Raw genomic sequence first — 21,652 nt, 5'->3', positions numbered from 1 at the left:
CTATCTTATTATAATAATTATCGATATGATTAAATGCAATGTTACAGCCTGTGGAATCATAAGTAATTCTGCAGTTGAAAAGCAAAACAAGGAAGGTCATTCCTTTATTTCCTTCACTATCACCATCCCTATTGCCGGCAGCGATGGAAGCGGAGCCGAGCTTCAGGTTTTCGTTTCCGCTCCGGGCAATAAAGACACTGTTGAGCAGTATTCCACGGGTCGTAGAGTAAGAATTAGCGGTACGCTTTATATCAGGCGAATAGATGACCGAACCTATTACAATCTCCGTACTGATGATGAAATAGAAATTGTAAAGTCTACTGATGAAGACTCACTCAAGGGTTCTATTGATTTCAAAGGCAAGATAAAAGGCGAGATAACAGAACGAACCAACAAGCACGGAAACAAGTTTCAAACTTTTTCTGGGGTGTCGCAGGACAAGGATGGAGAAAAACGTGGCTGGCTTTGGGTTCGTTTCCTTGTACCGAAACCAATACAGCAGGATTTTTTCAAGCCCGATGCCTATGTGGAAGTCAAGGGAGAGTTGTTATTCCATATATATCAAGGCAATGTTAACATAGAATGCCGTACAAGCAGTGTTGAGCCTTGGGAGTTAACTTCCACACATACAGAATAGCCGCCATAATTTTATATTTTACATAAGCACTGGCATTATAGAGTGTTGACACAATCAATTCTTTATAAGCCAGTGTGTTTATTCCATATTAAACTCTGACAAGTATATGATTGAAAGCGATAACCCATCAGGAATCTTCAACAAGCGTTTGTTAAGTGGGTGGAGCAGGATATTTAGCAACAAACAAGATAACAAAAGCAAAACAGACAGTGGAAAAGGACAAAAACATGGCAACTTAAAGCCTTTTCCGCCCAATCATTTTTTCTCCAAGGAAGAACTTATTTTTTTGTCGAAGAATCGTGCGCAATGCACCCTTCTTCAAAGTTGGGCAGTGGAGAAAAGCCTTTGGGCAAAATCGCAGTCCAAAGGACAAGATATAAACGACCCGCAGTTTTTCCCTCCTGTTCAATGGCAGGATGGGTTGATGAGTACATGGATAGATTCAAGGGCAACTCCAGACAGCATAGATCAACAAGCCGATCGTCTATGCCGATTGCAGCTTGAAGGTTATGAATTAGAATCCGACTTTGTAAGGATGATAGACGCAAGAGCTTGCAGAAGTCTTCAGAACAACCTTTTTACAAAGGAAACGGGGCGTGACGGCAGCAAACAGTTTATTTGGGTAAAATCCATTGTCGACAAACCCGGTATGGATTTAGCTTTATCTCTATATCATTATAGCAAAATCAGCCATTACCATGATTCTGAAGAAACCGTCCCATACAAAAAGTTCAAATCACTGATTGAAAATAAGAAAATAATCGCTCTCGATAAAGACGAGCAGCATCAATGGAACGAAGAAGCCAAGGTGAGGGATATGGCGGAGGAAATGTTTGCAGAATCAGTTTCCCTAATGAAAAAAAATAATATTTGTCAAGGCATGTTCCCTGCCAACGATTCTATTGGTGTCAGCTCTATCGATGGGAAGAATTTTTATCCAATAGCATGGTCGCTTTCAGGTGAAACGATCGTATTAGACTTTGATCCTAATGTTTTCGTAGACAGAAGTTCCCGTTTGATTACGCCCAGTAAATCTTACCAATTTATAAATATACTGACCTACATCAAGGAAGCCATAAGTGAGCAAGATGGCGGTCGGGAATTGCTGACCTTTGTCAGGGCATTCGGAAAAGAATTTTGCGGAGACAAAGTATTATCATCTATGAAGCATCCTTTTTGCGAAATAAAAGGTATAAGAATAGACCGTGTTGTGGCAAAGGCTTCAGATACGATAGTCGCCTTCAACAATGCCACGTTGAAAACCGTGACACTCTCTTCTGAAGACAGAGCGACCTTGCTGAAAGCAGTTATTGTTCATTCGGATATGCTATTTGCGAAGTTAATGTCCGATATTCAGAGAACACAGGACGAAACCGTAAAAAAAGTATTACAGGATAATATTGAACAAATCTACCGAGAATTGTCAGTATACAATATCGATGACAATTATCAGACCTTGGATGAGCTGTGGGAGCATATCACCTCTATGTACGGTGTGAGTCGGAAGACCACAAACGTTGAACCCACATCAATATCTTCCAAAAAAGATGCGCCCTCACAGCCATTGCCGGATGGAACAGGAGAGCATTCGGGGCAAATTCAAAAAGAGTCGCAAACCATTCCAGAGCTTGTTGATGGGAGTGTTGATGAAACGGATATGCCTAATCAGTCAGCGGAAGAACAACCAGTCGATCAAGCTGTAAAGTCCATACCAGAAGGCTATATCCGGTTAGCATCTTCTTCAAAAGGCAGATGGCATACGCCAGAAATGTTGCGACGGGAAGCCTATCGAGCTTATGGGAAGTTATTAAGCACCAAACTCAAAAAGCAGCTTGAAAATGACGACAATCCTTGGGTGTCAAAGCAAATGATGATTCCCAGAGATGCTAATGGCACCTTTTTTACAGGCTCGAATGCCATTATGCTTGCGCTATGGATGGAAGAACAGGGATTTGAGCTTCCCTTCTTTATTACAGAAGACGAGCTAAGGACAAAAGGTCTCGGAATTTTACAAGACGCAGAGAGCCTTTTCATTCTTACAAAGACAGAAGTGTCAAGAGTGTACAATATAGCCCAAACCACCTTTCCCATTATCCAAAAGCGTTCTTATGAATCTCTTAAATTGAACATGATAGCGGCAGAGCGAAGGAAAACAGCTGGGTATCAGTTTCTTGATTCCAGCAATTTCTATAAAATCGCATTGAAGTTTGACGGCACTCCTGGCCTATCCCTTTATGACAATATCGAAAAAGTCATACATATAGCTCCGAAAGAAAGTTTTGAAATCGAGGATGACTATTATCGTGATTTGACCGTTGCAATGGTAGAAAGCACCCGTGATGTCGATTTTGATACACTCCGCCTTGATAGTTTCCTCTTTGAGAATTTAGTTTCCCATTTGGGTAGTGGTATTATCAGCCAGAGCTGCCGTTTCGATGCGACCAATCCAGAATACTCTCAAATATGGAGAGAACGGTTGGAAAACAACCCCGAATACACAAAAAATATCATGGAACAGGCAGATGCAGCTTCAAGCCAAGTCCTCGAATCAGCCTTAGCATAGAAAAAGTCAAACGTCAGTCCTACAAAAAAGCCGATATAACAAAGACGGTTTGCAATCCCTGCAAACCGCCTTCCAATACAGCTTATGATACAATTTGTTGTTATCCTTGTTCCGCCTTATCAACAGCTTGGATGATAGTTTTTTTTATGGTGTCATAATCCAATCTTATTGGGTGAACATGACCACCGTCAGCAAGGGCAGCATCAATAAAGTAACGGATATTCCACCATTTTTTTACTGTATTTTTGGACACGTTGATAGATCTTGCACAGGTTTTAATTCCTCCGTCAACATGAAGGTATCTCCAAAGTGTAATCTTCACTGCTTCATCAGAGTTTTTTAGAGTGGTAAGTAAATTATTATCTTCTTTCCACTTATTATAAAGATCCATTGATGAAAAGCCGTTTCCTTTATTTTGTACTGTGTTGTGGTGCATATTTGTATCTTTCGAGGATCCGTTGAAAAATCCTCCAATTTTGTCCCACACTTCTTCGGGCAAATCTCCATCATCAGGTTCATCACCGTATCGCAATTCGTTGACAAACTGTTCAGCTCCGTCTTCATCACCTTCTTGAAAGCCCAATACTTGGCACCATTCTTTATAGTTATTCACCATTTCCTGACCGTGCATTGTGATACACTGCAGGTTTGTTATTTCCTCACGGTCAAGTTTATCAATTAACTCATTTATTATTTTTGCCATATTGTAAATTTATAAGATTATCTGTGCATGCCTCTGTTCTTCTGTTCCGCTTTCTGTGAGTTTTCATCTCCTAAATGATAGAATTCCCTTTGCATATCTTCCGTATATTCCTCTTCGGGAACATAATTTTTGAAGGAGTTGTCAGACTCTTTTACCCAACATCCGTATATACCGAAATTATATGTAGGTATCTCACGAGAAACAACACTGTCGTATTCTTCCCTATCACCACTGACGACTTTGATACATCCGTCAGCAAGGAAATCAAGTCCGAAAGTGAATTTTCCTTCCTGCTTGTCTACCGATATAATATTCCCAGTACACATCTGCGCCACCTGTTCATTGGTGAGTTCCAGCTCATTTTGCAGTGATGCCAAATTATCCTCCATCAAGGAAACTGGGATATAGAAGACCCTGTTCGTCTTATCGTCAAGTTGTACGAAACATTGCTCCTTTCCTGGCATTTTAGTTATGATAACTTTACCACTTCGGAGCGTATTCTGTTCCTCGGGCGTAAAGTCCTCCAAGTCTGCCATTTCGCTTCTTGGAGCGATCATTATATCTACGGCATCATTTCTTTTTTCAAGTTTTATGCGGGCTTGAATTGATCTTCGTACACCATCACCCAAGTCTACGCTGATAGGTAAGATAGGAGTCCATTGACCTCCAAGCATCTTTTTCATCACTATTTCAGGAAGGTCATCCACCATTTCTTGAGTCAATCCGAGACTTGCAAATTTCTCGTACGGAATCTCATTCTCGTCAAAAGTTGTTTTCATAAATTCATTGATTTTTGTTTTTGCAAAGATAGTTTGTTACTTGAAAAGTCTGCCTTCCAAAATAATAAACCTTTTATATTAACATTTTCAAAACGTTTTTAGGCTGATTTGTGGGGTTTTCAGTTTTTGAAATGTTAATATAAGACTTCCTTTTTTTTTGAGCCAGCTATTAAACTGGTTTATTTTACTTTTGTAAGCATAAAAAAGGAGACGATGGTTATATTTCTTAGACATATTTTCCTTGCAGTTTTGAGCGCATCTTGTCTCTTTGTCCTTGCACAAAAGCAGACTGTAGATAACAGCCTTCAAGACTATTGGATAGACAAATACTTCAGTGTCAGTTTTCCTTTGCAAAGTATCGAGGTAAATTCTGCTTTCGGCATACGCAAAGATCCGTTTACTGGTAAGACAAAGGAACATTGCGGTTTGGACTTAAAGGCACGCTATGAAAATGTACTTGCCATGTTTGATGGTTATGTCATGAACACTGGCTATGATTCTGGTAGCGGCAATTACATTATCATGAAGCACGGTGACTACGCCGTGAGCTACTGTCACTTATCTCAAATTTGGGTGAAGAAAGGAGAACGAATCTATGCAGGTGACCCTGTTGGTGTCAGCGGTTCTTCTGGTCGATCGACAGGCGCACACCTCCATATCACCAGCAGGTTAAGAGGAAATTTAGAAGACCCCTACAACCTCCTGACCTATATCCGGGATGTAAAGTTGCAATGTATCACAGCACTTCACGTCAATGAAAAAGACATTCTCACTCCTGATGATTTTTTCAAGAAGTATGCGCATGCCGCCATGAGACAGCAGCAGAAATACGGCATCCCTTCTTCTGTCATCCTCGCCCAGATGGCACTTGAAAGCCGTTGGGGGAAAAGCAGTCTTGCCCAAGCAGGATTCAACTACTTCGGTATCAAAGCCAATAAAGATTGGCTGGAAAGTGGACTGCCATATAGCCTCCATGATGATGATCGTCCCAACGAAAAGTTTTGCAATTTCGCTTCTCCAGAAGCCAGCATGGAATATCATTCAAGACTATTGTTAAGCGAACGTTACAAGCGGTGCAGAAAATATAGCTCTAAAGATTTTCATAACTGGCTTGTTTCCATTAAAGCCGCTGGGTATGCCACGGCAAGAGATTATGTACAAAGATGCGAGCGCATTATCATGAAACATAAGCTCTATCTCTATGATGCAGCGGCCGAGAGACTGTAATAGAATATAAATATAAGCAAAGAATAAAATATATGATGAACAAGTATCTCATTTTGTTGTCAGTCCTTACACTTGTAGGTCACGACACCCATGCACAAGTAGTGTACGGTAATAATGAACAAATCTATGTAAAATCCCAGTACGAAGTTTCTGCAAACTATGTGAGTTCTTCCGCAACCCTGCCCAATCCGATAGACAGCCATGTGAAATATGAACTGTCAGGATTGGGAGACAATTGGTTTGTCTCCGCTCATGGTGGTTTTATATCATTTTTGGGTAATCCTGTCTCACACACGGATTTTTACGGAAGAACCAAGTTCGGTTTGCATTTTTCTATAGGTAAATGGCACTCGCCATACTTCGGCACGAGAATCGCTTATCAAGGTATTAGGTTCGTTGATAGCCAACGAACATCCCAGCCTTTTAGCAGCTATCATGCCGATCTCCTTCTGAATATATCCTCATTCTTCCGACCCTCCTTCGAGAAACCTGCAAAATGGAATATAAGTCCTTATATAGGTGCGGGACTTATAAGGCACAATAACCTGAAGGAAAACTCCTTTGCTTTTTCATACGGTATTTTGGGAAGTTACAATTTAACTGAACGTATCAGTTTGTCCGCTTCCTTTGACGGAATAACAGCCAGCCAGAATTTTGATGGATATGGCGAGAAGGGGCGTTTTGGTGACAACCTTCTTTCAGGGAGTATCGGGCTTACCATAGGCATTGGTCATTTGGGCTGGAAAGCTAAGAATAAAAGATTGATAGCTGTAAATGATGAATCGTCACGGTTTCCGTTAACCTATCCACGCAACAATTACAGCGGTCTTAAATCCCTTCAGGAAAGAATTGCCGCAGGCAATACAGATAGTACAAAAGAAACTGTTGATGAGAACATTGCCATGTTTGATGCTCCTATTTTGTTTTTCTTCAAACGCAATACCACGCAACTTGTCGACAGGCAACAGTTAGTTAATATTCCAGAGATCGCCGCTGCCGTTAAGGAGTATAACTTGGACGTACGTATTGTCGGTGCTGCAGACAGCAAGACTGGTTCACCAAGGCACAACAGAAGATTGGCCATCAAACGCTGCCGTTATATTGCCAAACTGCTACTAAACGCTGGAGTGCCTAAGTCGAGAATGACGGGAGCAAGCAGAGGTGGTATCAATCTTTACAAGCCTTATACTGCCAACCGTCACACCTGTGTTATCCTTTATAGACAAAAATAAGAAGTACTAAAACAAAAGAATATGGCTATTTTAAGAAAAAACATCAACTATGGCGTTACAGATATATCACAGCGTCTTCAAGACACTCTCAACGCCAACGGTATGCAAGCGCACATCGCCATGACACAGACAGGAGACTATGAGCTTGTCACTCTGTCGCATAATTCATCAGAACCAAGACGCTATCCTCTCAACCAGCAGCAGGTTGAGAACCTGATGAACAGTGGGACAAATGCCTGGGATAAGAAAGCCTACAATACTTTTGTTGACATCGTTAAGGAGGATTATTACATTCCTGGATCGTTTGTTGCTGCTCGCAATGCTAACAGCCCTATCAACATGGGACTTGACGGACACCGTCTTGCTCATGGAGAATATGGTTACAGAGAACCACATTTCTTCTTCCCCTTTGAAGGACCGAGATACGGACGTTTTGACAATATTATAGATGGCTTGATAGGACTTGTCCACGGTGGACGTATCAGGCGTATAGATGACAGACCCTTCTATGCCAGCAGCGCACCTGTTGTTATAGACCGTCCTGACGGACGTTTGCGTCCCGGAGAGATGAAAACTGGTGCCTATGGTTTCTATGACAAAGGTGTGAAGCAGAAACAGGACGTTCTTCAGTCCATGAGTATCAGTGAACAGCAGAAGCCCAAGGTTGAAAGACCGAAGGGACAGGCTGTACCCCTTGACTCCATCAGTTCGCCAGTTTATATGTCAGCCCAGAAATTCCAACAAGTATTGTCTTCACACGGAGTTGTCATAGACGAAAAAAATAACTTGCTGACCATCAAGTCCGCCTCCGTTCCTACCAATCTCGAATATAAGTTAAATCTCGATGAGACTAAGAAACTTATGAATGAGAAATTTAAGTACAGCGATAAGAAGGGCGTACACAACAAGGACGGTGTGTCCGTGAATGAACGCCTCGCCATATTAAATGCCGTCATAGGGAAAGACTTTGCCGACAGGATAACCATAGAGATGCTGAACAGCAAGGATTATGTAGACATCAAACTGAAGCCAGAAGTGGAGAAAGAATTAGGGGTTCATCAGGAGGTAGCCAATCAATATATGGCATCCAAACTTGATATCATAGATATGAAAGACATGCGTGAGGACTACCGAAGCGGCTTTATAGACAGCTGGAACTCTATCGGTGTCGTTGATGGGCGTGTCCTTAATCCAAATGAAGGTTTTTATCTTCCAGTAAAGGACGGACGTGCTGTTTCTGTCGGTGAGATTCAAGTGTCACCTGTCAATGATGGCAAGGGAGCAACCACGTTTCGTATGACCGCCGTAATCAACAATCAAGTCATGGCACATGACATATCCAAAGAGGACTACATTAAGTTCATCAACTATAATGACGAGTACCGTCTGAAGCTGTTCGACAAAGTATTTGATGAAGTAAAGATAAAGAGTTCTTCCAATGGTACTTTGGAGGACCCTGTGCGTTCTGGAAGGATTGAAGAAGCCAACGGTGTTGCCGTATTGGGCGGTCGTTACAACCTTGTTAATGACAACATCACTGCCGCCATTATGGGAGCAATGGCTTACAAGGACAAGATTTCCGGCGAGTATATGCTGAATATGCGTGAGAGTAAAGATATTGGCATGTGGTCATACAAAATCACCGAAGAGCAGTATCTTGCTTTCAAGAATGCGGATGATGCGGGAAAGGCGAAACTACTTTCCACCATCATTCCTATAACTGATGAGAAAAAACAACCCCTGTCAGTTGTCAAGGAAGTTCAGCAGCCTCTTTCTACTACAGAGAAACGCACATCTTCCTATTCCGAGAATGTTGATATAAAAGATTCGCTGGACACCGAGGTAGAAAAGAAGTACAACGAACGTATGGCAGATGCTCTGAACAGAACGATTTTCAAAGATACGGAACATATCAAAGCCACAGCCCTATCAGAGTCGGATGAAAAAATCGTTTCCAAGAACGAAAGAATTTTGGTAGCCGAAGGCAAGAACCAACCCACATTGACTGAGTTGCGTCAAAGCGTAAGGATTGCCCTTAACGGAGAGGCTAACGTAAACGGTGAGTCCTTGGAGAATCTGAAACCAAACAAGGAATGGGTCAGGAGCGGTGGACATGGAAGGGCAACCGAAGTCGGAGATATAGCCGTGGAGCGTCTGCGTGATGCAGAAGGCAAGGTAATAGAAGGGAAGTACAAGATGACCGCCGTCATAGACGGCAATGTCTTTTCCCACGAGATTACTCAAAAAGATTTTGATAAGTTCCGTGCCATCAATGACACCCAGCGAATGAAGCTCTTCGATAAAATTTTCCCAGAAGTGGAGATGAAGACAAAAGCGGGACACGGCTTTAACTTGGGAGCTGCTATCCTTGCTGCCGTCTCCGTGGGAATGGATGTTGTTGGTTCTGTTATGGCAGAGCCACGTTTCCGCCCTGAAATTTATACGAGCCGAAACGTATTTTCCAAGCCCGGTGTTGTCTCTCCCGAGGCGGTTTCTGCGGCTCTTTACGAGTCAGAGAATGAGCAGCTTAGAAGAGGGCCATCTGAAGGCAGAGGTATGGGTATTTAACCACTAACAACGTTCGTTATATGCTCAATCATGAATTTATGCCTTTCCAAACGGTAACAATTCGTCCCCACTGGGGGCAGTTCTGTATCAATGAGCAGCCTGGGATATTGCTGTGCCTGGCAAGTTTTTGGATAAGCAAATTTATGGAGTTTCGTTTCCATGAGTTTTTCATATGGCCAGCATTGTTTCTTGTTTTCTATCTGTTTTTCCAAGTGGTTTATATGGCAAGGATCGAATATGTCCTGACAGGAGAACAGTTAATCACGCTTCATGGTCTGTTTTCGCACTCAACGGACTATATTGAGCTTTATCGTGTTGTCGACTATCGGCAGCATCAGTCGTTGCCCCAGCAACTGTTTGGACTGAAGACCATCACCATCTATTCTGGAGACAGAAACAATCCACAGCTGGATATGATAGGTATTAAGGCAAGGATGAATATTGTCGATGAGATACGTCAACGAGTCGAATTTAATAAGAAAAGAAAGGGTATTTATGAAATTACAAATAGGCTTTAAGCGCATATCAATTTTTATGTTTCTTCTTTTAGGAGCTATAACAGCATCAGGACAGGGATTAACGCAATCCAATCCGCTTGAATACGCAGCTATTGCTGGAGGCGAGGAACGTCTTGCCAGTCAGATAAAGAAACAATCAAGAGCTATGGCAGCCATTGCCATAGAGCAGGGAGCCATGACACGTGCCAATACTAAGATGAAAGAATGGGAAAGTAAATACAATTCTTATTTGAAGACTGTGTCAGGTTATGCTTCAGCCATAAAAGCCGCCACTACGCTCTATGCGGATGGATTACAGACGCTTACCGCACTATGGGAAGTCCACACAGCTTGCAGAATCAATCCGCAAGGTATAGCTGCTTCTGTATCGATGAATAATCTCTATATGGAAACGGCAGCGGAGTTTATCCGAACATACAGGATTTTGAAAAACATACTTGCCAAGGGAGGAGAAGGCAACATGCTCAACGGAGCAGAAAGGACACAGCTCGTGTGGAACTTGAATGATAATTTAGAGCGGTTAAACAGAAAGCTCCGAAGACTGTCGGTGAGTATAACCGTGCATTCTTTTGATGACGTGTGGAACAGAGCAATTAGCGGAAAAATCAACAAGAGCAATAAAATGTTGGCCGAAGATTCATCCAAGCGAATGCGCAGAGCCATCAGTAATGTTGCTAAATTCTATAAATACAGACAAACACATAAGCCATGGGGACAATAAAGAGCGTTTATTTCAAGTTCATAGGCATCGTTGTAGCTATTCTTTTTACACCAAGCCTATTTGCGCAGAGTGGCCCTGATCCTGTCAGGGCGACAATGTTTTATGATAATGCCAAACAAGCGAAAAAGGCTTTAATGGCACAGGATGCCTTGTTGTGTGCGAACCTCACGGGGCATAAATATCTGAGCGAAGAAGTGGCTGCTACAACGAACTTCCAACGACAGTTCAATAATTATTTGAACCAGTTTGATGACATCCTGACTGTGGCTGCCAACATCTATGGTATTTACATGGAGGTCGATGAAGCACGGAAGAATCTGAAGGTTGTCCAAGGGATAGTTGTGCGACAGCCTGCTAACGTTTTGGCGGTTGCCCTATCAAGGTCAAAGAATAAAATTTACACCGATCTTATTGAAGAAGGATTGAAACTCGCAGCCGATGTCAAGCAGGTTCTTCCACTGAAGAAGAACAAGGACAAAAATGCAAAGATGACACAATACGAACGGCTCAAAGTGATGGATAAAATACGTGTTAATTTGCGGACACTCAACCGGAAGCTCCGAACATTAAGCCGTTTGGTTCATTACACTACAATAATGGACTCATGGTACGACCTAAAAGGTACAGGAAAGGAATACCAGCCACGTAAAATGGCAGCTGTAACAAAGGACTGCCTACAGACTTGGAAGAAACATGCACAAAGCGTAAAATATTAAAAACAATGGAAGAAAGCAAAGAAATACAAGGCACATATAGTATTTTCAGGACAGCCATATACGTATCGCTCCTTTTAGAGTTCTTCATGTATGCCCTGGATCCTATCGCCCTACATGGGTTAGGTGGAATCGTCAACACTTTCCATCACCGACTTGGTGTATTATCCATGTATCAGTTCCTGCCATATTCGAAGATGGTTACGCTCATGTTGGTAATCATCACTTGCATAGGTACCAAGAACAAGAAGCAAATAGAGTTCGATGCTCGAAAAATGGTATTCTACCCCCTTGCCTTCGGGCTTGTCCTTGTAGCGGCATCGGTATTTGTCTATAACTTCGACTGGCACGTCAGGTTATGGATCTTGAAATCCAACATGTGGATCTATATCGTTCTGTCTGTCGTAGGAACGGTACTCGTCCATGTTGCTCTTGACAACGTGTCGAAGTATTTCAGGGACGGTATGCTCAAGGATCCGTTCAATTTTGAGAACGAAAGTTTTAAACAAATAACGAACCTTGTAGAAAACAAGTATTCCGTCAACATTCCCATGCGTTACTATTATAAGGGAAAGTTCAGGAAAGGATGGATCAATATTGTCAATCCATTCCGTGGTACATGGGTTGTCGGCACTCCTGGTTCTGGTAAGACGTTCTCTGTCATCGAACCGTACATCCGCCAACATTCGAAAAAAGGTTTTGCAATGGTGGTCTACGACTACAAGTTTCCGACTCTTGCCCAAAAGCTATATTACCATTATAGAATAAACCAATTACAAGGAAACCTACCCAAGGATTGCAACTTCAACATCATCAACTTTGTCAATATAGAATATAGCGCACGTGTCAATCCTATTCAGCAGAAATACATAACAAATTTGGCAGCTGCACAAGAAACAGCAGAGACACTAATAGAGTCACTTCAAAAAGGGCAGAAAGCCTCTGGAGGTGGTTCTGACCAATTCTTTCAGACTTCCGCAACCAACTTTCTTGCAGCCTGTATTTTCTTTTTTGTAAACTACAATAAAAAACCTTTCGATGAGAATGGAAATGAACTTTTCCCAGAGTATGGTGAGGATAATGAAACTCATCATAAGCGTTTGACAGGAAGAGTCTTCCGAGACAAAAAACATATAGGTAACAAGGATTACCAAGTGCAGCCGTCTTATTGGAAAGGACAGTATTCTGATATGCCACATGTACTCGCATTACTAAATCACTCCTATGATGAGATCTTTGAAGTGTTGACAACCAACCCCGAAGTTTATCCTCTACTGGGTCCTTTCATGACAGCCTATGAAAATGGAGCCATGGAACAGCTCGAAGGTATGATAGGAACGCTACGTGTACAGACTTCCCGTTTGGCTACCCATGAGTCATACTGGGTGTTCAGTGGGGATGACTTCGACCTGAAGGTATCTGATCCAAGACATCCGAGTTACCTGCTCATTGCCAATGACCCAGAAATGGAAAGCATTAACGGTGCATTGAACGCATTGATTCTGAACCGTCTTGTTACCCGTGTCAACAGTGGAATGGGAAAGAATGTCCCAGTAAGTATCATCGTTGATGAGCTGCCGACTCTATATTTCCACAAGATAGACCGCCTGATAGGAACAGCCAGAAGCAACAAGGTCGCCGTCACGTTAGGCTTCCAGGAACTTCCACAGCTCGAGGCAGATTATGGCAAGGTGGGAAAGGATAAGATTATAACCACCGTAGGTAATGTTGTTTCCGGTTCTGCTCGAGCAAAAGAGACGCTCGACTGGTTGTCAGGCGATATTTTCGGCAAGGTAGTACAGCTCAAAAAGGGCATTACCATTGACAGGGACAGGACATCCATCAATCTCAATGAGAACATGGACAGCCTGTTGCCAGCATCAAAAATAGCCGATATGAGACCAGGATGGTTATGTGGCCAGACAGCTGGCGATTTTGTCGTCACGAAAACTGGCAGGCGGGACTCTATGGATATTCAAACTGCCGAAGAATTCAAGACAACCAAGTTCTTTTGCAAGACCTCTTTTGACATGGAGCAGATTAAGGCAGAAGAAAACGATTATGAAAATTATCCCATTCCGAAATTCTATCACTTCGATTCTGAAGACTCAAAGGCACGCATCCTACAAGCCAACTTTGATCGGATTAAGAATGAAGTAAAAGAGATGATAAAGATTATCCAGACGGAGTTCAAAAAGGAGGGAGGCTCTCAAACGACACATAAAAAGAGTAACAGAACACCTCCCAAACAATGATGGCTTCTTTCTTTTTCAACAGAATGATTAAGGGTCACTTGGATGATAAAGTCCTAAATGACCCTTAATTAATTTTATCTTCTGAAATGGCGACGGGGTTTCTGTTCTTCTTCCCCTTCCTCCTCTTCCATAGATAACTTGTAATTATCGATTTCCTGTTGAAGATTCCTGGCATGTTCTTTGAACATAAAATCTTGGAACGGCAAACATGAATCTTTCTCTCTTGATTCAACCAACGCTTCGATGTATTCGGCTTTGTCCTCTTTCAAAACCTTACTGGGAACCAGCCCAAACTCATTCTGAATATGATTCATTATCAACCTCGACATCCTGCCATTACCGTCTACCCATGGATGAATCGTCACGAGCTTCAGATGTGCGTCAAAGCTCAACTGGTATTGCTCGTATATATCTGGATTTTTTAATAATTGTTCCCGTCTTTCGTTCATTTCCTCACAGAAATCTTTTAGTCTCTGTGGTACTTTCAGGTGGTTCATATATGATTTTCCACCTGCCCCAGCTGTTACGTTTACCAGTCGCAAATCTCCTTTTGAGGAGTCAAATGTTCCTCCAAGCGTACTGTATGCTGTCCCAGTTCTTCTCATGACTATTGATGATAGCTCTTTTAGCATGTCAATGGAGAAAGGCGTATGTTTCCTTACCATGTCCATGCTTCTTTCGTAGGCAGCCTTTAGGTCAAGGTTCATGTTTTGCTCTTCAATGCTTTTACCTTTGGCAGAAAGACCTTCATCAAAAAGCAGTTGGTTCTCTATCTCGGTCATCGTAGATCCCTCGATAGCCGTTGAATGCGTTATGATAGAATAGAGATAGAATTTTTCATAGTCTATCTGTTCTTGGAAGCCCAAACGCTTATATTCTTCCAGTGTATCTAAAATTTCCTGCTTGTTCATTTTAACTGCATATATTTTACTGTTGCCTAATCACACCAGCACCAAATTCCATCAAAATTGTGCAATCCGTCATCCTTAAAAGCCAAATGCACTTCTTCTATGATAAAGGCGGAATCTAAGTCGTTCCAATCTTTCCAATAGAACTTTTGCCCCACTACAGGAATAAAAGGCATATCCTTATCAAAGTAAAGTTGATGAGTTCCCGTTGGATCATATACAAACCTAACATGATACATTTGAGTTTTATTATCGGGTACCCGTTGACTATTCTCATAGTTCTTAACAGTCTCGATAGTCACAAAGTCTTCGTTAACCTTATTCCACAGATGGTCTTTAAGAGTTTTGTAACCTTTTCCTTCTTGCTCTTGGAGAATAGCTTTGAAGTCCAAGACTGCTTGTCTATAACCATCCACAAAACTTTGTACTTGAGACCATTGAGCATCCTGTTTGGATTGCGCATGTTTGTGCTGTTGATTTGTAAAATTCTTATTATCCATATTACTTCACATTATAAACCCGTTGGCGGAATTAATTTAAGTTGATAAACATGAATAAAAAGTTCCACATATTGTTGATTTTTAGTAACTTATTAATGTTCAAAACGTTAAGTTCAAACCATTGTATGTACAACCTTTATACAAAATTCGTCAAAATACTTGAGATATGCAAGCAATTCTCTGAAAATCTCGTCAATGAAAATGGTAACATTCTACGCTGTGGTCCTGTTCCTAAGTTTTCGGATTTGGAAGTAGTGGCGTTACCGCTTGACATTTCGTTTTTTACCCGATTTCAACATGTGCATCCCCATAAGGAAACAGCGTTGCCGGAAAGCCATATCATCCTCGTCGGGTTTCTTTCCCCAGCCTCCTTTTGGGGCGGCCCCACCTCCAGCACTCTCCGAAATGGCCGTTGCCTTATCGAGATATCCAAGAAAAAGGGCTGTTGCAACCAACGTGACTTGGCTTGAATTTTCTGCCATCTGTTCGAAGACAGACCCTTCTGAAAGGTTTTCTGTAGCTTTATCGAATGCAGCTCTCTGTTCCTGCGGAAGAGACTCACGATAAGCATTAAATTTACTATAAGACTTTTGTGCTTCTATCGAGGCCATATTCCAGCCAACAGCTTGCATTTCATGTAAGGCTTGTGTGTTCAAGTTCGGTGCAATAGAGTGTATGTCACTCCTTATTTCCTTATATCGTTCTTCGGTGGTCTCGGTCAGTCCTTTCACCAATTTAAGCTTTCTTTCTGCTTCTGCAAGTTTTTCTTGTTTGTCAATAATTTTTCCTTTTGTTTTTTCAATATCAGCGATAATTCTCGCACGTTCAGCATCTGCCTGTTCCTTGGTAATTTTTCCAGCCTTGACATCGTTTTCTAATCTTTCAATTTCTTTTAATAAATCGTTCTTATGACTTTCAAGATTAGCTATCATAGTACTCAAACCTTTCAATCTTGCTTCTCCATGCTTAATCGCTTTTTCTTGTTCTGACAGTGTAACCTTATTCCTTGAAATTTGTAGTTTTTGATCAGCAACATTCTCTTTCAAATTGTCAACTTCGTTCTTTAGGTCTTCTCTTTTTTGTGCATAGTATTCTTTCATCGACCTATGTTTACGTCCTGTTTCAGCGATGCTATCACCTCGATCAAGAGAATACTTTTTGTTGACTTCCGAAAGCTCATTATGAAGGGCTGTCATTCGTTGACTGTATTCAAATTTATTCTGTCCAGCCATGACCATTTTCCAAGAGAATTTATTCCGCTCTGTTATTGGTAAAATTGTACAGTGAATGTGAGGATTTGTTTCATCAAGATGTACTATAAAAGCTGCGATATTTTTTTCACCATATTTTTTACTCATAAACTTGTACATATCAACAGCCCATTTTTCTATTTCTGAATTACGAGTAATCTTTGAATTGTCAGCTTCTTTGTCCAGGCTTACATGTTGCTCGCCGAATGCCAAACGGTGCATCTGATCCCTTGAACCGCCCAAGATGAAATTTGCAACAGTTCGATACTTTGGTTCCGGAAGTCCGAGGTTAGGGTCTATTATATTCCTTGCCTTCAAATTATCTTTGATTCTTTGTGTGATTGAGAGTTTTTTGTCGACAGGAGTTATTACCCCACCCTTGCGAACCTCAAAGTTAAGATGTTCACGGGTTGGATCAAAAGCATATGATAGTTTTCTCTTGTAGGCTTCCGCAGAGAAGTTTCGCAGATGCTCATTACTTTGAGCAACAGTAATGCCCTTTGTGGGCATGAGATCCATTACTTGTTTTGCCATATATTTCTATTTTTTAATATTTTTCGATGGGGGTCAATTAGTGGTAATATTTATAAAACTTTCGTTTCCATTTTTCTAAACTTACACATTGAGGGGTCAACGGTGGGGTCAATGTTACATTTTGTCACTTCAAGGGGGTCAACGGTGGGGTCAATGTAACAAAATGAAAGTTTTAAGGGGGTCAACCCCTTTTCTAAACAAGAAATTTTACCCATAAAAAACAAGGTTATTATTAGAACTGTCATTTTGTAACATTTACAGGGGTCAACAGCTTCATTTTATAACATTCAGAGGGGTCAACGGTGGGGTCAATGTAATATTCATAGGGGTCAATGGTTTACAAACGTCTATTTTGTATACCCATTTTGGATTTTTAGAGGTAATCGTCGTCTAAACCCTCGGAGAGCCTAATATTGACACGGCTTGCCGCACGAAGTCCCCCTCTTTTGGGGTGTCAATTCCTCCAAATTTCTATTTGGGGGGTATTAGGCTACCTCCCAATATAAAATAATTTATTTCGTTTGCAAAACGATTCCTCATGCGCAAGCGCATGTACAAAGACTTTGTCTTTTCCATCTGTAAACATTAAAAATGAAATGTCAATTTAGATTTCTCCGAATGAATTAAGATTCTCACCATCATTTCTTCGTCTCTTTTTTGGGTACAAAAATAACAACGTCTTTTTGAAGTCTAACCATTTTGCTCGTGACAACATTGAAGACTTCCAAAATCTCCATTGCTTCCAAATTTTGGATGAACTTCATGACAGAAGGACGACTCCATCCCCAAGACTTTGACAAGCACTCTATGTTTGCGGCCATATCCTCTTGTTTTCTCTCGGATATACAATGACGCACCACGAGATCACGAAAGGCTTGTAGGCGAGAAAAACGCCTTGTGTTCTTGTAAGTGTAGTCGCCACAGAGAAATTCTAACAAAGCGGAAGGCATCCTTACATCATATTCTTTGTTGTCAGTTTGAACTGTTTTTCTATCTATCATTTTTTCATTAACCATTATCGTTTTTTATTGTAAATATTAGATGTAAAAATCAGGCTTTTTCCCATTAACTTTTTTATATAAAAATCATGATTAAATAAAGGTCATGCTGCCTTTCTTTCTTCCATGTATTTTTGTGGTATTGTTTTTCTTCCTTTGGGGGCTTCGAAGTCTTGGAAATTAGGATAAAATAATGCCGCCATTGTGATGACGTAAAGCACCTCTGAAAGCAATATATATCTTCCTTCATCGAAGAAAGAAAACAATATTATTATGCAGGATATGGCTATCAGGATTTTTTTACTGTTATGTATTTCCGTGAATATTCTGTTCGCTAATTTATAAGAGAAGAATAGCAATGTTATTCCAAAAGTCAGGAGATAAATAACAGGACGTGTGAGGAAAGGATATAGGTAATTATTCATCTTTCGTTGCATGAAAGGAGCTGCCGTTTTCTTTCCGCTGATACTAAGCTGTTCCAGTCTTTTTTCCTTTGCCATTGTTTTATATGTGGCAGCCACTTCTCCAGATGCAAAATTGTCCACACCTTGAATGCCGAGAAGAAATAATAAGATCAATAATGTAAAGAATTTTCTTGGCTTTTCCCTATGTTTCATCTTATCATAAAAGTTGATAATATAGGTACCCAGTCTCCAAGCCAACTTCTTTATCTTCGACATATGGGGTTGTGCTGCAGCAAAAACATTCCTATAATTTTTCACGCTTTCCCTTCTTGGCTTAATTAGAAAATGGTACAGGAAAGGAATGGTCGTCAACACAACGAAAAGTATCAATTTTAATATTAACATCACCATATTTCTTTCAATTAAAGTTCGACAATGTTTCTGCGTATGATTCTTGCTCCAGAATGTCCTTTTGAAGCCTTGGTTTCCGCTTTCTTTCAGAAAGTAGCTGATAGTACATTGTTTCCAAACTATCAAAAAAGAAGACTGTCATTGAGTCTATGATTCCATAGTTGGTCGAAGAAAGGTAGATTACAAACATTTCATCTTCAACAGGAGTCGAGTATGCTACCACCTTATATATCTTTCCGCTTTCTTCCCTCGAGGCATAAAGAACGTGTATATGCAATTTCTCTACCAATTCTGATACTGCATTTTCTAACATGTTATGTTCATCCATGTTGAAAACAACCTCTGTAAAATAAGTGTGTTTGATAATGCCTATCTGTTGTTCCGTAAAATAGTGAGGGAGCAACTTTATCAACTTTTGATAAAGCAGGAGGATGGAACGCTTGTAAGTTCCGTCTTCAAGTTTGTTGTAGTCTAATGCTTTTTCCATACGATTTTTATTTATAAAGTTGCAGAAATATAGGATTTAAGGAAATAATCAGCCAAGGTAGTTATTAGTTTGTTCTCTTCTTCCTTTGTTTTTCTTTTTTCATCCAGACGGTTTAAAAGCACAGGGAGTTCTTTGGAAAGTTCCATTAGTTCTTTCCTTTGTTTTTTTGTCAAAGTTGCAGTTGAATAACTATCCAACGACACATAGGGCTGAATGAGCATCCATCGGTAGCTTATCCGTTGCTCTTGGTCGAGTTTTTTATTGTTTAATATATCTTCCCTGCATGCAATGGCATTTTGCATGATACGCCTGTTAAAGCGCATTGTAAGATACAGCATCGTCCTGTCATTCACTTCATCTTCTTTTTGACCAACTGAAGAATAAAGGCGGTCAAAGAGTCTTGTTGTTTTTTGAGTCAATTGCTGCATCTCATTCGTGGGAACATTACTAAGATGTTCCATAAGCGATCGAAAGCACCTGTCTTCCTCTCTGATAAAAGCAAGCAACTGGGATTCCTGCTTAAAGTCATGGGTACTGTTCAGTAGTTTATTATAGCTAATCAATATTTGTGGTAACCTGTTAATAGTTTGCACTTTATCAAGGCTGGCATAAAATTCGGAAGCATTTTTATAGGTATCGGAGCTTTCGATCTTTGCCCGTTCCCCTGCCGTATTGAGTTTGAGGTACATTACATCCTGAAGCGAACGTTGTCTTGAGAATGCTAATCGTGTTAGTTCCGTTCTCATCGAATCGGAAATAACAAAATATGCAAGAGCTATCGGACTTTTCAAATTAACGGTAGAGTCTTTTGAAAAGACACTGTACGACGAGTCCCGTAGTTCTTGCCACTGTGCCGTAAACTTTGTTACTTTCTCGATGTCGGCATCCTTGCAGGATCTCACTTCCGACAATTTTTCTTTGCAAGCCTCTATCGCTTCGGTAGAAGTTTTGAATGACGGATGTCTCGTACATGAAAAGGAGACAAACACTGTCAATGCAAGCATTGGTGATAGGTGATTTATTTTCATAAAAATATTTATTTAACGATGGCGAAGATACAAACCTTGCCGTAAAAATGATGGATAAAAAAAATAAAAGTCTTATATTAACGTTTTCAAAATCTTCAGGGGAGAAATTTTCATTGCTCAATAAAGAATGAAACAATATATAAGTTCCAAATAATACATATTTGGAACTTATAATAACAATGAATATTCTCTGACTCGTTTTGCTCAAATGTTAATATTTTAGGATATAAAAAAATGAAACTAATCAGTAATATTAGCATTATTTTCTTTTTGGTTTAGAAATCTTACACAAACTGCACTTATAGCAATGGCAAGGATAGATACGGAGGGGAGTGTCTCTGCACATGCTATTCCAGCACAAAACGCCATAAGAATTAAATGTGTGAGTACTACTTCTCTGTTGGAAAACTTTTCTCCTGTAAGCATTGAGAAGAATGCGTTTTTTGTGTTCCACCATTTATTGGCACCTTCAAATACCGATACCGTCTTATTTTTTTGGATTGATAATGTTTTCATTTCTTCTGTATAAAAGTGTTTATAAATTGAGTTCGTTATATTTAGTATAAGGTGTTCAGTTCCATCCATTGAGCTTATAGACTTGCTGCCGTGCCTCTTGCCAGCTTGACACCCAACGTATGACAATGATATAATTGTCCATTCTACGCTTCATTATAGTCCAGCCTTTTCCTGCTTTTCTGAAAAAATACCTGTTTGTCTTTGTTTTCATTTTATTTCTTATTTACATGGTTATTGATTTGTGGGTAGCTTTATACTTCGTTGACGAGTTTCAACAGTTCTTCTTCAGACTTAACCTCTGTCCCGTTGTAATAAAAATGAGTATCAAGCGACCCATTGATGTAACTATCAAACAACTCTCGACAACATTCCATTGTATCAACAAAGTAATAGACTACCTTAAGCCAAAGTATCTCCATGAGACAATTTCTCACATTAGAGGTATTACAGCCAGCGACCTCAATTGCTTCATCTAAATCTTCATTTGTCCAGTCGAAACCAAAATTGTTTTTGAACTCGTCCAATTGCTTGTCCCAATTAGAAAAACCTAATGCAGTTAAAATCATTTCGTTGTTTGACATAATCTTGTATTTTGAAGTTTATTATTATTCTGGGCATCCCGATTCTCAACCTTTAAGGATTTTTCGTTTCTTCGACCCGAACTTTTTTTTATTATTCCGGTGTAACCGTCATCTCGAAC

General features: G+C 40.4%; 21 protein-coding genes and 1 pseudogene. 10 read left to right on the top strand and 12 right to left on the bottom strand.

Annotated features, from left to right (window positions below; translation table 11 throughout):
* The first annotated feature begins 25 nt into the window (after positions 1-25).
* Entirely contained in the window at positions 26-637 is a 612-nt protein-coding gene (locus C7379_RS11215; RefSeq protein ID WP_103003501.1) for a hypothetical protein, read from the top strand.
* Positions 638-743: 106 nt separating this feature from the next.
* Positions 744-3,200 carry an ArdC-like ssDNA-binding domain-containing protein gene (locus C7379_RS11210; RefSeq protein ID WP_116617371.1) on the top strand — a complete coding sequence of 819 codons (2,457 nt, stop codon included), beginning with the start codon at positions 744-746 and terminating at the stop codon, positions 3,198-3,200.
* A gap of 100 nt (positions 3,201-3,300) precedes the next feature.
* Here C7379_RS11210 and C7379_RS11205 read toward each other — a convergent pair whose 3' ends face one another.
* Both C7379_RS11205 and C7379_RS11200 read right to left on the bottom strand, forming a co-directional pair.
* Complete coding sequence (locus C7379_RS11205; protein WP_116617370.1) at positions 3,301-3,903, bottom strand: hypothetical protein; 603 nt, start codon at positions 3,901-3,903, stop codon at positions 3,301-3,303.
* Between the two features lie 17 nt (positions 3,904-3,920).
* A complete protein-coding gene (locus tag C7379_RS11200; RefSeq protein ID WP_116617369.1) occupies positions 3,921-4,682 on the bottom strand; it encodes a DUF4099 domain-containing protein in 762 nt (253 codons plus the stop codon).
* Positions 4,683-4,895: 213 nt separating this feature from the next.
* Between C7379_RS11200 and C7379_RS11195 the strand changes: the two genes are divergently transcribed.
* The 7 genes from C7379_RS11195 to C7379_RS11165 are packed head-to-tail and all read left to right on the top strand — an operon-like array spanning position 4,896 to position 13,916.
* Complete coding sequence (locus C7379_RS11195; protein WP_103003497.1) at positions 4,896-5,909, top strand: glucosaminidase domain-containing protein; 1,014 nt, start codon at positions 4,896-4,898, stop codon at positions 5,907-5,909.
* A 32-nt stretch (positions 5,910-5,941) separates the two neighbouring features.
* A complete protein-coding gene (locus C7379_RS11190) occupies positions 5,942-7,141 on the top strand; it encodes an OmpA family protein (RefSeq protein ID WP_243406795.1) in 1,200 nt (399 codons plus the stop codon).
* A 21-nt stretch (positions 7,142-7,162) separates the two neighbouring features.
* On the top strand, positions 7,163-9,709 hold the full coding sequence (locus tag C7379_RS11185) for a hypothetical protein (protein ID WP_116617368.1): 2,547 nt from the start codon (positions 7,163-7,165) through the stop codon (positions 9,707-9,709).
* A 20-nt stretch (positions 9,710-9,729) separates the two neighbouring features.
* Positions 9,730-10,227: a PH domain-containing protein gene (locus tag C7379_RS11180; RefSeq protein ID WP_116617367.1), complete on the top strand. Its 498-nt coding sequence runs from the start codon at positions 9,730-9,732 to the stop codon at positions 10,225-10,227.
* Positions 10,205-10,948 (top strand): hypothetical protein, encoded by a 744-nt coding sequence (locus C7379_RS11175; protein WP_243406794.1) that lies wholly within the window; start codon positions 10,205-10,207, stop codon positions 10,946-10,948. Before C7379_RS11180 ends, C7379_RS11175 begins: the two co-directional genes overlap by 23 nt.
* Positions 10,936-11,664 (top strand): hypothetical protein, encoded by a 729-nt coding sequence (locus tag C7379_RS11170; RefSeq protein WP_116617366.1) that lies wholly within the window; start codon positions 10,936-10,938, stop codon positions 11,662-11,664. Before C7379_RS11175 ends, C7379_RS11170 begins: the two co-directional genes overlap by 13 nt.
* A 5-nt stretch (positions 11,665-11,669) precedes the next feature.
* Positions 11,670-13,916 (top strand): type IV secretory system conjugative DNA transfer family protein, encoded by a 2,247-nt coding sequence (locus C7379_RS11165; RefSeq protein ID WP_207773427.1) that lies wholly within the window; start codon positions 11,670-11,672, stop codon positions 13,914-13,916.
* 74 nt (positions 13,917-13,990) lie between these two features.
* On the opposite strand, the gene C7379_RS11160 is transcribed toward C7379_RS11165, so the two are convergent.
* Together C7379_RS11160 and C7379_RS11155 are read right to left on the bottom strand one after the other, a co-directional pair.
* Positions 13,991-14,827: a Fic family protein gene (locus C7379_RS11160; RefSeq protein WP_103003493.1), complete on the bottom strand. Its 837-nt coding sequence runs from the start codon at positions 14,825-14,827 to the stop codon at positions 13,991-13,993.
* 26 nt (positions 14,828-14,853) lie between these two features.
* Entirely contained in the window at positions 14,854-15,324 is a 471-nt protein-coding gene (locus C7379_RS11155; protein WP_116617365.1) for a hypothetical protein, read from the bottom strand.
* A 50-nt stretch (positions 15,325-15,374) separates the two neighbouring features.
* Here C7379_RS11155 and C7379_RS11150 point away from each other — a divergent pair.
* A pseudogene (locus C7379_RS11150) lies at positions 15,375-15,587 on the top strand (IS982 family transposase); the annotation flags it as partial.
* Here C7379_RS11150 and mobV read toward each other — a convergent pair.
* The 8 genes from mobV to C7379_RS11115 all read right to left on the bottom strand — a co-directional run bounded on the left by mobV (position 15,585) and on the right by C7379_RS11115 (position 21,533).
* Positions 15,585-17,108, bottom strand: a complete 1,524-nt coding sequence (gene mobV, locus C7379_RS11145; protein ID WP_243406793.1) for a MobV family relaxase — start codon at positions 17,106-17,108, stop codon at positions 15,585-15,587. The pseudogene C7379_RS11150 and the gene mobV sit on opposite strands and share 3 nt — an antisense overlap.
* A 638-nt stretch (positions 17,109-17,746) precedes the next feature.
* Positions 17,747-18,109 carry a hypothetical protein gene (locus C7379_RS11140; protein WP_243406791.1) on the bottom strand — a complete coding sequence of 121 codons (363 nt, stop codon included), beginning with the start codon at positions 18,107-18,109 and terminating at the stop codon, positions 17,747-17,749.
* 101 nt (positions 18,110-18,210) lie between these two features.
* Positions 18,211-18,723 carry a hypothetical protein gene (locus C7379_RS11135; protein WP_243406790.1) on the bottom strand — a complete coding sequence of 171 codons (513 nt, stop codon included), beginning with the start codon at positions 18,721-18,723 and terminating at the stop codon, positions 18,211-18,213.
* Positions 18,724-18,928: 205 nt separating this feature from the next.
* Entirely contained in the window at positions 18,929-19,408 is a 480-nt protein-coding gene (locus C7379_RS11130) for a hypothetical protein (protein ID WP_103003490.1), read from the bottom strand.
* Between the two features lie 11 nt (positions 19,409-19,419).
* Positions 19,420-20,436, bottom strand: coding sequence for a hypothetical protein (locus C7379_RS11125; RefSeq protein WP_116617363.1), 1,017 nt, complete (start codon positions 20,434-20,436; stop codon positions 19,420-19,422).
* Between the two features lie 240 nt (positions 20,437-20,676).
* The gene (locus tag C7379_RS11120) at positions 20,677-21,021 is read right to left on the bottom strand and encodes a hypothetical protein (RefSeq protein ID WP_116617362.1); all 345 of its coding nucleotides are present in this window, start codon (positions 21,019-21,021) and stop codon (positions 20,677-20,679) included.
* Positions 21,008-21,163: a hypothetical protein gene (locus C7379_RS12775; protein ID WP_165815067.1), complete on the bottom strand. Its 156-nt coding sequence runs from the start codon at positions 21,161-21,163 to the stop codon at positions 21,008-21,010. Before C7379_RS12775 ends, C7379_RS11120 begins: the two co-directional genes overlap by 14 nt.
* Before the next feature lie 40 nt (positions 21,164-21,203).
* Positions 21,204-21,533: a myo-inositol 2-dehydrogenase gene (locus C7379_RS11115; protein ID WP_116617361.1), complete on the bottom strand. Its 330-nt coding sequence runs from the start codon at positions 21,531-21,533 to the stop codon at positions 21,204-21,206.
* Between the last annotated feature and the right edge of the window lie 119 nt (positions 21,534-21,652).

This window comes from Hallella colorans (genome assembly GCF_003096815.1).
In the GTDB taxonomy this organism is placed as follows: domain Bacteria; phylum Bacteroidota; class Bacteroidia; order Bacteroidales; family Bacteroidaceae; genus Prevotella; species Prevotella colorans.
The sequence above is the reverse complement of the archived record's forward strand: the minus strand, read 5'-3'. Positions and strand labels throughout refer to the sequence as shown.

What these genes read in the sequence shown, in the direction of transcription:
- C7379_RS11120 (WP_116617362.1), bottom strand. Translation starts at nt 21,021, where the DNA reads ATGGATGGAACTGAACACCTTATACTAAATATAACGAACTCAATTTAT.
- C7379_RS11175 (WP_243406794.1), top strand. Translation starts at nt 10,205, where the DNA reads ATGAAATTACAAATAGGCTTTAAGCGCATATCAATTTTTATGTTTCTT.
- C7379_RS11160 (WP_103003493.1), bottom strand. Translation starts at nt 14,827, where the DNA reads ATGAACAAGCAGGAAATTTTAGATACACTGGAAGAATATAAGCGTTTG.
- C7379_RS11210 (WP_116617371.1), top strand. Translation starts at nt 744, where the DNA reads ATGATTGAAAGCGATAACCCATCAGGAATCTTCAACAAGCGTTTGTTA.
- C7379_RS12775 (WP_165815067.1), bottom strand. Translation starts at nt 21,163, where the DNA reads ATGAAAACAAAGACAAACAGGTATTTTTTCAGAAAAGCAGGAAAAGGC.
- C7379_RS11185 (WP_116617368.1), top strand. Translation starts at nt 7,163, where the DNA reads ATGGCTATTTTAAGAAAAAACATCAACTATGGCGTTACAGATATATCA.
- C7379_RS11165 (WP_207773427.1), top strand. Translation starts at nt 11,670, where the DNA reads ATGGAAGAAAGCAAAGAAATACAAGGCACATATAGTATTTTCAGGACA.
- C7379_RS11155 (WP_116617365.1), bottom strand. Translation starts at nt 15,324, where the DNA reads ATGGATAATAAGAATTTTACAAATCAACAGCACAAACATGCGCAATCC.
- C7379_RS11130 (WP_103003490.1), bottom strand. Translation starts at nt 19,408, where the DNA reads ATGGAAAAAGCATTAGACTACAACAAACTTGAAGACGGAACTTACAAG.
- C7379_RS11125 (WP_116617363.1), bottom strand. Translation starts at nt 20,436, where the DNA reads ATGAAAATAAATCACCTATCACCAATGCTTGCATTGACAGTGTTTGTC.
- C7379_RS11180 (WP_116617367.1), top strand. Translation starts at nt 9,730, where the DNA reads ATGCTCAATCATGAATTTATGCCTTTCCAAACGGTAACAATTCGTCCC.
- C7379_RS11115 (WP_116617361.1), bottom strand. Translation starts at nt 21,533, where the DNA reads ATGTCAAACAACGAAATGATTTTAACTGCATTAGGTTTTTCTAATTGG.
- C7379_RS11205 (WP_116617370.1), bottom strand. Translation starts at nt 3,903, where the DNA reads ATGGCAAAAATAATAAATGAGTTAATTGATAAACTTGACCGTGAGGAA.
- C7379_RS11140 (WP_243406791.1), bottom strand. Translation starts at nt 18,109, where the DNA reads ATGATAGATAGAAAAACAGTTCAAACTGACAACAAAGAATATGATGTA.
- C7379_RS11170 (WP_116617366.1), top strand. Translation starts at nt 10,936, where the DNA reads ATGGGGACAATAAAGAGCGTTTATTTCAAGTTCATAGGCATCGTTGTA.
- mobV (WP_243406793.1), bottom strand. Translation starts at nt 17,108, where the DNA reads ATGGCAAAACAAGTAATGGATCTCATGCCCACAAAGGGCATTACTGTT.
- C7379_RS11200 (WP_116617369.1), bottom strand. Translation starts at nt 4,682, where the DNA reads ATGAAAACAACTTTTGACGAGAATGAGATTCCGTACGAGAAATTTGCA.
- C7379_RS11195 (WP_103003497.1), top strand. Translation starts at nt 4,896, where the DNA reads ATGGTTATATTTCTTAGACATATTTTCCTTGCAGTTTTGAGCGCATCT.
- C7379_RS11190 (WP_243406795.1), top strand. Translation starts at nt 5,942, where the DNA reads ATGATGAACAAGTATCTCATTTTGTTGTCAGTCCTTACACTTGTAGGT.
- C7379_RS11135 (WP_243406790.1), bottom strand. Translation starts at nt 18,723, where the DNA reads ATGAAACATAGGGAAAAGCCAAGAAAATTCTTTACATTATTGATCTTA.
- C7379_RS11215 (WP_103003501.1), top strand. Translation starts at nt 26, where the DNA reads ATGATTAAATGCAATGTTACAGCCTGTGGAATCATAAGTAATTCTGCA.